This window comes from Mycobacterium toneyamaense (assembly GCF_055384815.1).
Map to the genome: position 1 here is coordinate 1,953,537 of NZ_AP040333.1, position 13,388 is coordinate 1,966,924.

Here is a 13,388-nt window from a genome sequence, read left to right on the forward strand (position 1 = left end):
GTCACCCTATCTACAACTGCTGCTTGTGGATAGGTAGAAAAGTTTCGTTTCTATTTGTGGCTGGCCGTGGCTAGCGTGGGCGACATGAGCAATCTCGAAGGTAAGTCAGCAGTCGTCGCCGCCGGAGCCAAGAACCTGGGCGGTCTGATCAGCACCACCCTCGGCGCGCGCGGCGTCAACGTCGCGGTGCACTACAACAGCGCCGCGACCGAGGCCGACGCCGACCAGACCGTCGCCGCCGTCGAGGCCGCCGGCGCCAAGGCCATCAAGGTCCAGGGCGACCTGACGGTGCCCGGCAACGTGGGGAAGTTGTTCGACGCGGCGGTCGAGGCATTCGGCGGTGTCGACGTCGCGATCAACACCGTCGGCAAGGTGCTGCGCAAGCCGATCGTGGAAACGACTGAGGCCGAATACGATTCGATGTTCGACATCAACGCCAAGGCCGCGTACTTCTTCCTGCAGCAGGCCGGCCGCCGGCTCAACGACGGCGGCTCGGTGATCACCATCGTAACGGCGCTGCTGGCGGCCTTCACCGACGGTTACAGCACCTACGCCGGCGCGAAGAGCCCCGTCGAGCACTTCACCCGGGCCGCCGCGAAAGAGTTCGCGGCCCGCGGCATCAACGTCAACAACGTCGGCCCCGGACCCATGGACACGCCGTTCTTCTACGGCCAGGAGACCCCGGAGCGCGTGGAGTTCCACAAGTCGCAGGCGATGGGCGGCCGGTTGACCCTGATCGAGGACATCGCGCCGCTGGTCGTGTTCCTCGCCGGCGAAGGCCACTGGATCACCGGCCAGACCATCTTCGCCAACGGCGGCTACACGACGCGGTAGCTACTGCCGAGCAGACGTAAAACTGTCCAAAATCAAGGTTTTTCGACAGTTTTACGTCTGCTCGCGGGTGAACTCTGCTCGCGAGTGAAGCTCAGCGGCGCCAGAACAAGTGGTGAATGACGCCGCTGGAGCTGGGTACCACGTCGCAGTGGTAGCGGTCGAGCAGCTCGTCGGGGGATTCCCAGAGTCGTGAGCCCTCGCCGAGCGTCACGGTGGGGGACACCACGATGTGCAGGGTGTCGATGAGGTCGGCGTCGAGGAACTCGCGGACCGTAGTGGCACCGCCGCCGATGCGGATGTCCTTGCCCTGCGCGGCCTCCCGCGCCTGCGCCAGGACCTCGGCCGGTGCCGCGTCGACGAAGTGGAAGGTGGTGTCCGACAACGTGAACGACGGCCGCACGTGGTGCGTCATCACGAAAACCGGGGTGTGGAACGGCGGCTCGTCGCCCCACCAGCCCTGCCAGTCGAGCCGGGCCGGCCCGCGGTAGGGGCTGAACTTGCCCGCGCCCATGATCTCTGCGCCGATGTTGTGGTGGAAGTCGCGCACGAGGTGGTCGTCGAGCCCGCGGGTGCCGCCCGGATCCGTGCGGTTGGGCCAGCTGGCGGTGGCGCCGGCCCAGGCGAACATGGTGCCCGGGTCGGCGTGGCCGAAGGGCCGCTCGAAGCTCTGCCCGACACCGGCGCCGAAGCCGTCCGCCGAGACGTTGAAGTTCTGCACTTTCACCAGTTGCGTCATGGACGTGTTGACCTCCGTGGTTACCGAAACTCATCGCGACGGTGGGGGCACCTCCCGCTTGCGGGGGAACGCAAAACTGCCCCTTTTCCAACGAAAAGGGGCAGTTTTGCGTGAGTCGCGAACGAACTACAGCGCGATGTTCTTGTGGCGACCGCGGCGGGCCGGGGCCTCGGCGAGGGCCTGGGTGATCTTCGACCGGGTGTGGGCCGGGTCGATCTTCTCGTCGACCACGCCGATCTCGATGGCCGAGTCGACGCCACCGGCGATGCGTTCGTGCTCGAGGGCGAGCTCTTCGTGCAGGGCCTCACGCTCGGCGGCGTCCTCGACGGCGGCCAGCTTGCGCTTGTGCAGGATGCCGACGGCGGCCTTGGCGCCCATGACGGCGACCTCGGCGTCCGGCCACGCGAACACCTTCGTCGCACCGAGCGACCGCGAGTTCATCGCGATGTACGCGCCGCCGTAGATCTTGCGGGTCACCAGCGTGACGCGGGGGACCACGGCCTCACCGAACGCGTGCAGCAGCTTGGCGCCACGGCGCACGACGCCGCCCCACTCCTGGTCCACACCGGGCAGGTAGCCGGGGACGTCGACCAGAACGATCAGCGGGATGCCGAAGGCGTCGCACAGGCGCACGAAACGTGCTGCCTTCTCGGCGCTTTCGGAGTTCAGGCAGCCGCCCAGACGCAGCGGGTTGTTGGCGATGACGCCGACGGAGCGACCGGCGAGGCGGCCCAGGCCGACCACGATGGACGGCGCCCACTTGGACTGGAACTCTTCGAACGGCACGCCCTCGTCGAGCAGGGCCTCCACGATCGGGTGCACGTCGTAGGCACGACGTGCCGACTCGGGCATGAGGGCCTTGATGTCGGTGTCGCCGGCCTCGGCCTTGGTGCGGTCGAAGTGGCCCTGCTGGCTGAACAGGCCGACCAGGCGACGGCCGCGCTCGTAGCAGTCGAGTTCGTCGTCGGCGACGATGTGGCACACACCGGACTTCTTGTGGTGGGTGTCGGGGCCACCGAGCGAGACCATGTCGACGTCCTCGCCGGTGACGCTGCGGACGACGTCCGGGCCGGTGACGAAGACGCGGCCCTCGGGGGCCATGACGATGACGTCGGTCAGGGCGGGGCCGTACGCGGCACCACCGGCGGCGAAGCCGACGACCAGCGAGATCTGCGGGATGTAGCCCGAGGCCCGGATCATGGCCTCGAAGACCTGGCCGACCGCGTGCAGCGCGCGCACACCCTCGGCGAGGCGGGCACCACCGGAGTGCCAGATGCCCACGATGGGCGCCTGCTCATCGATGGCGGTGTCGTAGGCGCGGACGATGTGCGCGCAGCCGTCGACGCCCATGGCACCACCCATGACGGTGCCGTCGGTGGCGAACGCGATGGTGTGCACGCCGTTGACGGTGCCGGAGGCGGCCAGGACGCCCGACTTGTCGCGCTCGTGCAGCGGCTTGACGCTGCCCGGGTCGAAGAAGGTCGAGAGCCGCAGCAGCGGGTCGCGAGGATCAAGTGATTCGGCGGCCGTCGCCTCAGGTGCCAGGGTCGTCATTTTCTAATCTCCTTGATCTCGCGGTATGCGCTTCGTCGCTCAGTACCGGCCGAATACGAGTGCGACGTTGTGTCCGCCGAACCCGAACGAGTTGTTGATCGCGTACTTGTAGTCGCCCTGCCGCGGAGCCTTGGAGACCACATCCAGATCGATCTCCGGATCCAGGTTGTCCAGGTTCAGTGTGGGCGGAATTACGCCGTCGCGCAGCGCGAGCACGGTGAGGATGGACTCCACCGCACCAACTGCACCCACCGAGTGGCCCAGCGCCGACTTGGGGGCGTACACCGCCGGCCGGTGGCCCTTCATGGCGTTGTTGATGGCCACGCCCTCGGCGACGTCACCGACGCTGGTGCCGGTCGCGTGCGCGTTGACGTGGTCGATGTCGGACGGCACGAGCCCGGCCAGTTCGATGGCCCGGGTCATGGCGTAGCCGGCCTGCTCACCGTTGGGGTCCGGCGCCACGATGTGGTAGCCGTCCGAGGTGACGCTCGCGCCCATCAGGCGGGCCAGAATGTTGGCGCCGCGGGCCTTGGCGTGTTCCTCGGTCTCGAGCACCAGCATGGCGCCACCCTCGCCGAACACGAAGCCGTTGCGGTCGCGGTCGAACGGGCGGCAGGCACCGGCCGGGTTGTCGTTGGTGTTGGACAGCACGATGCGCATCTGGGCGAACCCGGCGATCGGCACTGCCTCGATCTTGGTTTCGACACCGCCGGTGATGGCGACGTCGGCCTCGCCCAGCACCAGCTGGCGCCAGGCGTTGGCGATGGCTTCGGACCCGGACGCGCAGGCCGAGATCAGGGTGGACACCCCGGCCTTGGCCTTGCGCTCCAGTCCGACAGCGGCCGCCGCCCCGTTGGGCATGTACATCTGCACGACCAGCGGCGAAACCGCTCGCAGGCCGCGCTCGCGCATGCCGTCGTAGGCGAAGACCAGTTCCTCGGTCGAGCCGAGGCCGGTGCCGATCGACACCATCAGTCGTCGGGGGTCAACGTCCGGCGAGCCTGCGTTTTCCCAGACTCGCCGGCCGATGACCGTCGACATTTTCTGCAGATATGACAGCCGACGCAGTTCGACGCGCGTCAGTTCACTGTCGAAATCCTCGTGCAGATGCCCACCGATACGGACGGGAAGGTCGTACTTCTCGATGAAGTCATCTTCGAGAAGACGGATCCCGCTCTGCCCGTCAAGGAGCTTCTGCCACGTGGTTTCGGCATCGGTCGCCAGGGCAGTCGTCATGGCTACACCAGTGACGACCACATTGGGGAGACCATTCCCCGTTGACAACCTCTGTGCGGTTACCCCTGCCATTACTGCTCAATGTCCCTTCGACTTAATAACGCCCAAAGGCCAGGGCGACATTGTGTCCACCGAACCCGAACGAGTTGTTGATGGCGTACTTGTAGTCGCCATAACGAGGCTCGCCCGCAACAACATCGAGATCGATGGCGGGATCCGGCGTCTCGTAGTTGAGCGTCGGGGGGATGACCCCGTCGCGCAACGCGAGCACCGTCAACACGGACTCCAGCGCACCGACCGCACCGATGGAGTGGCCGAGCGCCGACTTCGGCGCGTACACCGCGGCGTTCTGACATCCGGCGACGCGGATGGCATTGGCCTCGGCGGTGTCACCGATCGGGGTGGCAGTGCCGTGGGCATTGACGTGGTCGATGTCCTTGGCGTCCAGCCCCGCGGTCTCCAGTGCACGCTTCATCGCGGCACCGGCGCGCACGCCGCCGTCTGCCGGGGCCACCATGTGGAACGCGTCCGAGGTGATACCGGCACCCAGCAGGCGGGCGATCGGCTTGGCGCCACGCGCCAGCGCGTGCTCTTCGGTCTCGATGATCATCATCGCGCCGGCTTCACCGAACACGAAGCCGTCACGATCCTTGTCGAACGGCCGCGACGCACCCGCGGGATCGTCGTTGCGGGTCGACATGGCGCGCATCATCGAGAACGCCGCGATGGGCAGTGCCTCGATGCCGCCTTCCACGCCACCGACGACGGCGAAGTCCGCGTCGCCCATGACGATCTGACGCCAGCCGTGGGCGATGGCCTCAGAACCCGACGAGCACGCCGACACCGGGGTGATGACCCCGGCGCGGGCGCCCAGCTCCAAGCCGGCGACCGCAGCCGCGCCGTTGGGCATGATCATCTGAACGGCGAGCGGGCTGACCTTGCGGATGCCGCCCTCGTTCATGGCGTCGTAGGTTTCGACGATCTTCTCGCCGCCACCGAGACCCGTGCCGATCACGACGGCGAAACGGTCGGGATCGACCTCGGGCGCACCCGCGTTCTTCCACAACCGTCGCGCCAGCACGAGCGACATGCGCTGCACGTACGAGTTACGGCGCAGTTCGACGCGGGTGAGCTCGGCCTCGAGATCGTCGACCAGGTGGCCACCGATACGCACCGGAAGGTCCCACTTGGTGACGAAATCGTCGGTCAACTCACGGATGCCGCTTTCGCCTGCCAGGAGGCCCTTCCACGTGCTCTCGATGTCAGCAGCGAGCGCCGTGGTTGCCTCCACGGCGGTCACCACGACGTTCGGGAAGCCTCCGTTAGCCGTGGAAGGCCTGGTCACTTGCTGAACTTATCGCGCAGCGCGGCAGCAGCCTCGGGGTTCTCTTCCTCGAGCTTCTGGATGTAGGCGACGACGTCACCAACGGTGCGCAGGCCGGCCAGGTCCTCGTCCGGGATCTTCACGCCGTACTTGTCCTCGGTCTGGACGGCGATCTCGACCATCGACAGCGAGTCGATGTCCAGGTCGTCGACGAAGGACTTCTCGGGGGTCACCTCAGACGGCTCGATGCCGGTGACCTCTTCGATGATCTCGGCGAGGCCGGCGATGATTTCTTCTTGACTGGCAGCCACGATGGCTCCTTCTTTTTGTTGTGTCGGCACACCGGATTTGGTGTGCCGGGTCGGTTGATTCGGGTTGGTTGCTTTTCAGGCCTACAGCCCTGTCAGAACTCGGTGAGTCCGTCCAAATCTGCGGGGGTCTTGATGGCGAAGGTGGGCACGCCCTTGACTTCGCGCTTGGCGATACCGGTGAGGGTGCCCGCCGGGGGGAACTCGATGATGCCGGTCACTTCCTGGCCTTCCTGTGCGGCACTGAAGCGCTTCCGCATCGTTTCCGAGCACAGGTCCCAGCGGACCGGGCGGGTCATCTGGGCGACCAGCTTGGCCATGGCGTCCGCGGCGTCGGCGACCGGCTGGCCGTCGGCGTTGGACAGCAGCGTGGTGGTCGGCTCGCTGGGGGTGACGGTCGCCGCGGCAGCCGCGTACGGCTCCTGCGCCGAGCCCATGAAGTGCGTGTGGAAGGCGCCGGCGGTGGCCAGGACACGGACGCGGGCCTTGGCCGGCGGATCCTCGGCCAGCTTCTCCAGCGCCGAGACGGCACCGGCCGCGACGATCTGACCCGCCGCGTTGCGGTTGGCCGGGACCAGTTCCAGGGCTTCCAGACGTGCGAGCACCTCGGCCTCGTCGCCACCGAGCACCGCGGCCATGCCGGTGGGCTCCAGGGCGCAGGCCTTGGCCATCTCGGCGCCGCGGGTGGCGGCGAGCTTGATGGCCTCGTCGGCGGAGATGACGCCCGCGATGGCGTAGGCGGCGATCTCGCCGACCGAGTGGCCGGCCACGATCGTGGTGGCACCGGCCAGGAGGCCGCGCTTGGTCAGCTCTTCGTGTGCGAGCAGCGTGGCCGCGACGACCAGCGGCTGGGTCACCGCGGTGTCGGTGATCTCCTCGGCGGTCGCCGTGGTGCCCAGCTGGGCGAGATCGAGACCGCTGATCTCCGACCAGGTGGCCAGACGGTCAGCCGCACCGGCCAGCTCCAACCATGGGGTGAGCATGCCGGGCGTCTGAGATCCCTGCCCGGGGGCAAGCAGCGCAAGCACAGGTGTTTGAGGCACGGATTAAGAAAACACTGTGAAGCGGGATTTATGCCGTGTAAGAGATTATGAACCTGGTCTTAAAGTTTTGTGGAATGTCTACAAAAACGCACGTTATGCAACGTTGGCGAGACCTGGCTGCGATGTGGATCACAGTCGGGGGTCGATAGCTACCGGCGGGTAGGTTTGCTGTAACTGTGCTGATCAGGCCGTTTGCTGGTTGGCTTGAGCGGGGGTACGGCTCAATCGACCCACTGTCGAGGCCACTCGGAGCACATAGGCGTCCCTGGGCACCATCGGATCGCGGCCGGTGAAGTCCGCGATCCGGCGCAGCCGGTACCGGACGGTGTTTGGATGAACGAACAATTTACGGGCGCACGCTTCTATGGCGCCGCCGGCGTCGAGGTAGGCGTCGAGCGTCTCTGTCAGCGCCGGACCCGCGTCTGCCAGCGGCCGGACGACCTCGAGTTCCAGGGCCGCGATGGCCGTGCGGTCCCCGAGCAGGGCGCGTTCGGGCAGCAGTTCGCGCGCGGCGACGGGGCGCGGTGCACCCGTCCAGCCGCTCACCGCATTCATTCCGGAGATGGCTTCGGTGGCGCTGTAATGGGCGGCTGCCAGCGTGGCGGCGGTCGGGCCGATGACCACCGGGGCGTCGGCGAACACGCCCATCAGTTCGCCCAGGAACCGATCGGTGGGCGAGATCTGTCCGGAGATGATGGCCACCAGCCAGGTGCCGTGGACGTCGGACAGGGCGACGCGACCGTTGCGGCTGGCGACGTCGTGGACGTCCTCGCTGGCCAGATCGGCGCGGTCGGGTTGCGGGTAGCCCACCACGACGGTGGCGGGCGCGGTGGCGTCCCAGTTCAGTGCCGCCGCCTGCGACTGCAGGCTGGTGCCGACGTCGCCACGCACCACGGCGTCGACGACGTTGGCCTCCATCCGGGTGTCCCAGGCGCCGCGGGCCTCGGCCTGATCGGCGTACGCGCTGGCGGCAGCGAACGCCAGGTCGCGGCTGTACCGCAGGATGCCCGCGGTCAGCGCCGTCAGCTGTTCCTCGGTGCGGGCCAGTAGCGGCACCACTTCCTCGAAGAACTCCATGGTGGTCCGCACCATCTCCACCGACTGCCGCAGCGCGATGCGGCGCCGCAGATCCTGGGGCACGACCTCGAAGGCCTCCGCGGTGTAGCTGACGTCGCTGTTCGGGTCGCGCATCCACTCGACGAAGTTGACGACGGCGGTCTGCACCACCAGGTGAACGCTGGCGCGCTGCGAGGCCTCCAACTCGGCGAAGAACGGCAGGCGCTCCTCGAGGGCGTGCACGGCCTGCGTCGCCAAGGTGCCGGAGTACTGCTTGAGGCGACGCAGCACCGTGTCCGGGACGTTCTCGAGGACTTCGAGCGTCGACTTGGGCGGAACGAACCGCTTACCGCCGTTCGTGTTGTCAGGCATGACTAAAAGCTACGCCTGATTTCTGGAGACTTCTGCCAATCCGGTCGCGCCGAGATGACGGTTCCTGTCGGAAACCGTCATCTCAGCGTCTGCGGACTACGCGCTGCCGGTGTCGGCGTACGACACCTCGGCGGCCGAGACGTCGTCGATCCGGTACTGCTTGGCCGCCGCGACGGCCACCGACGGGTCGATCTCGCCGTCGCGGGCCAGGGCCTCCAGCACCGCCACCACCACCGACTCGGCGTCGGTGTTGAAGTAACGCCGGGCCGCCGGGCGGGTGTCGGAGAAGCCGAACCCGTCGGTGCCGAGCGTGACGTAGGTGTTCGGCACCCACGGCCGGATCTGCTCGGGCACCGCGCGCATCCAGTCGGACACCGCGACCACGGGGCCCGCGGTCTTCGCGAGCTGGGCGGTCACGTACGGGACGCCGGCCTGCTGGTCGGGGTGGCGCAGCGCCTGCCGGTCGATGGCCACGCCGTCGCGGTTCAGCTCACCCCAGCTCGTCACCGACCACACGTCGGCCGCCACATCCCAGTCGGCGGCCAGGATGTCGGCCGCCCGCAGCGCGTCGGGCATCGAGACGCCCGACGCCAGGATCTGCGCCGTGCTGGAGCGCTTCTCCGTCGCGGCGCGGAACCGGTACATGCCGCGCAGTACGCCCTCGGGGTCGAAGTTCTCGGGCTCGGCCGGCTGGACGTACGGCTCGTTGTAGATGGTGATGTAGAAGTAGACGTTCTCGGGGTTGTCGCCGTACATGCGCTCGAGGCCGCTCTCGATGATGTACGCGATCTCGTAGGCGAACGCCGGGTCGTAGGCCACCACCGCGGGGTTGGTCGAGGCCAGCAGCAGCGAGTGACCGTCCGCGTGCTGCAGGCCCTCACCGGTGAGCGTGGTGCGCCCGGCTGTCGCGCCCAGCACGAAGCCGCGGCCCATCTGGTCGGCGGCCGCCCAGAAGCCGTCGCCGGTGCGCTGGAACCCGAACATCGAATAGAAGATGTAGATCGGGATCATCGGCAGGTCGTGCGTGGCGTACGACGTCGACACCGCGGTGAACGACGCCGTCGACCCGGCCTCGTTGATGCCCTCGTGCAGAATCTGGCCGACTTCGGATTCCTTGTACGCCAACATCAGATCCGCATCCACGGCGGTGTAGAGCTGGCCGTTGCGGTTGTAGATCTTGAGGCTCGGGAACCACGAGTCCATGCCGAAGGTGCGGGCCTCGTCGGGAATGATCGGGACGATGCGCGGTCCGATGTTCTTGTCCCGCAACAGTTCTTTGAAGGTTCGCACCGTCGCCATCGTGGTGGCGACGGCCTGGTTGCCCGAGCCCTTCTTGAGCGACTTGTAGACGTCGCGGCCCGGCAGCTGCAGCGGCTTGGACTTGGTGCGCCGCTCCGGCAGGAAGCCGCCGAGCGCCCGGCGCCGGTCGAGCATGTACCGGATTTCCGGCGACTCCGAGCCCGGGTGGTAGTAGGGCGGCAGGTACGGGTTCTCCTCGAGCTGGGCGTCGGTGATCGGCACCCGCGTCGCGTCGCGGAACTTCTTGAGGTCGTCGAGCGCCAGCTTCTTCATCTGGTGCGTCGCGTTGCGGCCCTCGAAGTGGCTGCCCAGGGTGTAGCCCTTGATGGTCTTGGCGAGGATGACGGTCGGCTGGCCCTTGTGCTCCATGGCCGCGCGGTAGGCGGCGTACAGCTTGCGGTAGTCGTGGCCACCGCGCTTGAGGTTCCAGATCTCCTGGTCGGTCATCGGGTCGACCAGCGCCTTGGTGCGGGGGTCGCGGCCGAAGAAGTGGTCGCGGACATACGCGCCGTCATTGGCCTTGTAGGTCTGGTAGTCACCGTCGGGCGTGACGTTCATCAGGTTCACCAGTGCGCCGTCCTTGTCGGCGTGCAGCAGGGCGTCCCACTCGCGGCCCCACACCACCTTGATGACGTTCCAGCCGGCGCCGCGGAAGAACGACTCCAGCTCCTGGATGATCTTGCCGTTGCCGCGGACCGGGCCGTCGAGGCGCTGCAGGTTGCAGTTGACGACGAACGTCAGGTTGTCGAGCGCCTCGTTGGCGGCAACCTGGATCAGGCCGCGGCTCTCGGGCTCGTCCATCTCGCCGTCGCCGAGGAACGCCCACACGTGCTGATCGCTGGTGTCCTTGAGCCCGCGGTCGTGCAGGTAGTGGTTGAAGCGGGCCTGGTAGATGGCGTTCATCGGGCCCAAACCCATTGACACCGTGGGGAATTCCCAGAAATCGGGCATCAGGCGGGGGTGCGGGTACGACGGCAGGCCGCCGCCGAGGCCGGCATGCGAGTGCTCCTGGCGGAAGCCGTCCAGCCGGTGTTCGTCGATGCGGCCCTCGAGGAAGGCGCGGGCGTAGATGCCGGGGGAGGCGTGGCCCTGGATGAAGATCTGGTCGCCGCCGCCCGGGTGGTTCTTGCCGCGGAAGAAGTGGTTGAAGCCGACCTCGTACAGCGAAGCCGACGACGCATACGTCGAAATGTGGCCGCCCACACCGACTCCCGGCCGCTGTGCGCGGTGCACCATGATGGCGGCGTTCCAGCGGATCCAGCGGCGGAAGCGGCGCTCGACCTCTTCGTCACCGGGGAACCACGGCTCCAGATCGGTGGGGATGGTGTTGACGTAGTCGGTGGACGTCAGCGCGGGGATGGACACGCGCATCTCCCGCGAGCGCTCCAACAGCCGAAGCATCAGATACCGCGCACGTGCGGGCCCGGACCGAGCCAACAGGTCGTCGAACGATTCCAGCCATTCGGCGGTCTCGTCCGGGTCGATGTCGGGAAGATACGACGCGACGCCATCACGGATCACCCGAACCCGGTCCGGTTCGGCTGAGGTACTGGAGTTTTGAGCCAGGTCTTGGCGCACGAACTCAGTGGTCAACTGCCACTCCTTGGTATGCGATTTTGGGGATGCTTTTGGCACTGCCCATGGTCCCCCCATCGTTCCGCAGATTAGGCGTTGGGGTGGGCTACCGGCGAGTACGCGTTCGGATGCCTGTGATTGCCGCATCGACCCTGTACGGTCAGCTGATGATGACCAGCGCGGCTAGTGTGTCGCGGCTTCGCGCAGCCGCTTTGGTATCCGGGGCCCTGGCGATGGTCGGGATGATGATCGTCGGCTGCAGTAAGTCCGTCGAAGGCAGCTCCACGGTCGACCAGCCCGGCGCGGCGGCGTACCGCACCTCGGTGTCGCTGTCCGCGGCAGCGTCGGCCAGTTCCAGTTCGTCGAGCGCCTCCGCGGCGGCGACAGAGGCTGCGTGCCAGACGTTCGTCGACACCGGCAAACCGGCGATGCAGGCGGTCAACGCCTACGTCGACGCCGAGAACGCCGGTGGCACCGACGCCGCCAAGCTGCAGGCCGCGGTCGACGCACTGCACCATGCCGCGGACGCGGTGACCAAGAGCGCCACGACGGTGCAGTCCGACACCCTCAAGGCGGCGCTCGCCGGCTGGTCGGCGGCGGCCCAGGCGCTGGCGACGGCGATCAGCACCAACGCGTCGACCTCTGATTTCAATGCGGCGGTCGACTCGTTCAACAACGCCAAGTCGGCCACCGAGACCGCGTGCGGGTAACACGTGCGCTGATCTTGTCGATCAAAGATGTGTCTTGCGTCGAATGAATCGTCGTCGCGTGCGACTATTGGGTTCCACACACACGGGCTGCAAACAAGCAGGTTAGAGGAGGACACCGGTGGCCGCGGCGGACGCGCCGAACTACGCCCAGAGACTGGGCATTCACAAAGATCAGATCGTCCAGGAGCTGGGTTGGGACGAGGACACCGACGACGACATCCGCGCTGACATCGAAGATGCGTGCGGCGGAGAGCTTCTCGACGAGGATTCCGACGAAGTCGTGGACGTCGTGCTGCTGTGGTGGCGCGATGACGACGGCGACCTGGTCGACCGTTTGATGGACGCGATCACCCCGCTGGCCGATGACGGCGTCATCTGGGTGGTCACTCCGAAAACCGGCAAGGGTGGCCACGTCCAGCCCGCCGAGATCGCCGAGTCCGCGCCCACCGCCGGGCTGGTCGTCACCTCGTCGGCCAACCTCGGGGACTGGATCGCCAGCCGCCTGGTGCAGCCCAAGTCGAAGGCCGCGGGCCGGCACTAGTGGTGGTCGGTGCCCTGGCGCCGCGGTCTCGTAGGTCCGACGTGCCCGGCTCCGTGCGAGGTTTGTGGGCCGCTGTCAGTTTGCGGGCCGCTGTCGCCTCGAGTGCAACCCCACGGCGGAAAAACAGCCTGATCTCCGCCACCAGGTTGCGTTCGCGGGTTGAGTCGTGATCCCGGTCGGGTCCGTCGCGCCGGACTTCACTCTCAAAGACCAGCACGGTCGCGCCGTGACACTGTCGGCGTTGCGCGGTCGGAATGTGCTGTTGGTGTTCTTCCCACTGGCGTTCACCCCGGTGTGCGCGGGGGAGCTCGGCGAGATTCAGGAAAACCTGGCCCGGTACCGCAATGAGTCGGTGGAAACGCTGACCATCTCGGTCGGACCGCCGGCCACCCACAAGGTGTGGGCGCGGGAATCGGGCTTCGAGTTCCCGATCCTGTGCGACTTCTGGCCGCATGGCGAGGTGGCCCAGCTCTACGGGGTTTTCAACTCCGATGCCGGCTACCCGGACCGTGGGACATTCCTGGTGGATCGGGAGGGCACCGTGCGGTTCGCGGAGTGCACATCGCCTGGCGAGGCCCGGGACCAGTCGGTCTGGGTTTCGGCGCTCAACGCGCTGGAGTGATTTTCACTTGGCCGCCATCGGCGTGTAGCGTGCCCGGGGCGGGGCGCGTAGCTCAGTGGTAGAGCTCTGGTTTTACACACCAGCGGTCGGCGGTTCGATACCGTCCGCGCCCACCATCAAAATCCCATTTCAGCGGCTCGAGCCGATTTCTCTTGTGCAGCCCCGGCCCCCGTTGTGC

At 67.1% G+C, this 13,388-nt stretch carries 12 protein-coding genes and 1 tRNA gene; 5 read left to right on the plus strand and 8 right to left on the minus strand.

Annotated elements, in window-relative coordinates; translation table 11 throughout:
- Nucleotides 1–84: 84 nt before the first annotated feature.
- Complete coding sequence (locus tag ACZ5IQ_RS09460; RefSeq protein ID WP_061006286.1) at nt 85–834, plus strand: SDR family oxidoreductase; 750 nt, start codon at nt 85–87, stop codon at nt 832–834.
- A 91-nt stretch (nt 835–925) separates the two neighbouring features.
- Here ACZ5IQ_RS09460 and ACZ5IQ_RS09465 read toward each other — a convergent pair whose 3' ends face one another.
- The 8 genes from ACZ5IQ_RS09465 to aceE form a co-directional block, all read right to left on the minus strand.
- On the minus strand, nt 926–1,570 hold the full coding sequence (locus ACZ5IQ_RS09465; protein WP_061010566.1) for a dihydrofolate reductase family protein: 645 nt from the start codon (nt 1,568–1,570) through the stop codon (nt 926–928).
- A gap of 126 nt (nt 1,571–1,696) precedes the next feature.
- A complete protein-coding gene (locus ACZ5IQ_RS09470; RefSeq protein ID WP_020104225.1) occupies nt 1,697–3,124 on the minus strand; it encodes an acyl-CoA carboxylase subunit beta in 1,428 nt (475 codons plus the stop codon).
- A 39-nt stretch (nt 3,125–3,163) separates the two neighbouring features.
- Entirely contained in the window at nt 3,164–4,432 is a 1,269-nt protein-coding gene (gene kasB, locus ACZ5IQ_RS09475; RefSeq protein ID WP_464481156.1) for a 3-oxoacyl-ACP synthase KasB, read from the minus strand.
- 22 nt (nt 4,433–4,454) lie between these two features.
- Nucleotides 4,455–5,705 (minus strand): 3-oxoacyl-ACP synthase KasA, encoded by a 1,251-nt coding sequence (gene kasA / locus ACZ5IQ_RS09480; protein WP_212812164.1) that lies wholly within the window; start codon nt 5,703–5,705, stop codon nt 4,455–4,457.
- On the minus strand, nt 5,702–5,995 hold the full coding sequence (gene acpM / locus ACZ5IQ_RS09485) for a meromycolate extension acyl carrier protein AcpM (RefSeq protein ID WP_061006272.1): 294 nt from the start codon (nt 5,993–5,995) through the stop codon (nt 5,702–5,704). The genes kasA and acpM overlap by 4 nt, the downstream gene beginning before the upstream one ends.
- Nucleotides 5,996–6,087: 92 nt before the next feature.
- Nucleotides 6,088–7,020, minus strand: a complete 933-nt coding sequence (locus ACZ5IQ_RS09490) for an ACP S-malonyltransferase (RefSeq protein WP_212814883.1) — start codon at nt 7,018–7,020, stop codon at nt 6,088–6,090.
- A gap of 198 nt (nt 7,021–7,218) precedes the next feature.
- A complete protein-coding gene (locus ACZ5IQ_RS09495; RefSeq protein WP_212812163.1) occupies nt 7,219–8,463 on the minus strand; it encodes a PucR family transcriptional regulator in 1,245 nt (414 codons plus the stop codon).
- A 96-nt stretch (nt 8,464–8,559) separates the two neighbouring features.
- Nucleotides 8,560–11,355, minus strand: coding sequence for a pyruvate dehydrogenase (acetyl-transferring), homodimeric type (gene aceE, locus ACZ5IQ_RS09500; RefSeq protein ID WP_212812162.1), 2,796 nt, complete (start codon nt 11,353–11,355; stop codon nt 8,560–8,562).
- Between the two features lie 149 nt (nt 11,356–11,504).
- Here aceE and ACZ5IQ_RS09505 point away from each other — a divergent pair, with 149 nt between their 5' ends.
- The 4 genes from ACZ5IQ_RS09505 to ACZ5IQ_RS09520 all read left to right on the plus strand — a co-directional run bounded on the left by ACZ5IQ_RS09505 (nt 11,505) and on the right by ACZ5IQ_RS09520 (nt 13,326).
- Nucleotides 11,505–12,047, plus strand: coding sequence for a hypothetical protein (locus ACZ5IQ_RS09505; protein WP_464481157.1), 543 nt, complete (start codon nt 11,505–11,507; stop codon nt 12,045–12,047).
- 118 nt (nt 12,048–12,165) lie between these two features.
- On the plus strand, nt 12,166–12,588 hold the full coding sequence (locus ACZ5IQ_RS09510) for a DUF3052 domain-containing protein (RefSeq protein WP_020104234.1): 423 nt from the start codon (nt 12,166–12,168) through the stop codon (nt 12,586–12,588).
- Nucleotides 12,589–12,754: 166 nt separating this feature from the next.
- Nucleotides 12,755–13,210, plus strand: coding sequence for a peroxiredoxin (locus ACZ5IQ_RS09515; protein ID WP_064861040.1), 456 nt, complete (start codon nt 12,755–12,757; stop codon nt 13,208–13,210).
- A gap of 41 nt (nt 13,211–13,251) precedes the next feature.
- Nucleotides 13,252–13,326 (plus strand) — tRNA-Val (locus ACZ5IQ_RS09520).
- The last annotated feature ends 62 nt before the right edge of the window (nt 13,327–13,388 follow it).

Excerpts from the sequence above, each read along its gene's own strand:
- ACZ5IQ_RS09460 (WP_061006286.1), top strand. The coding sequence starts at position 85 with ATGAGCAATCTCGAAGGTAAGTCAGCAGTCGTCGCCGCCGGAGCCAAG.
- ACZ5IQ_RS09465 (WP_061010566.1), bottom strand. The coding sequence starts at position 1,570 with ATGACGCAACTGGTGAAAGTGCAGAACTTCAACGTCTCGGCGGACGGC.
- ACZ5IQ_RS09470 (WP_020104225.1), bottom strand. The coding sequence starts at position 3,124 with ATGACGACCCTGGCACCTGAGGCGACGGCCGCCGAATCACTTGATCCT.
- kasB (WP_464481156.1), bottom strand. The coding sequence starts at position 4,432 with ATGGCAGGGGTAACCGCACAGAGGTTGTCAACGGGGAATGGTCTCCCC.
- ACZ5IQ_RS09495 (WP_212812163.1), bottom strand. The coding sequence starts at position 8,463 with ATGCCTGACAACACGAACGGCGGTAAGCGGTTCGTTCCGCCCAAGTCG.
- ACZ5IQ_RS09505 (WP_464481157.1), top strand. The coding sequence starts at position 11,505 with ATGATGACCAGCGCGGCTAGTGTGTCGCGGCTTCGCGCAGCCGCTTTG.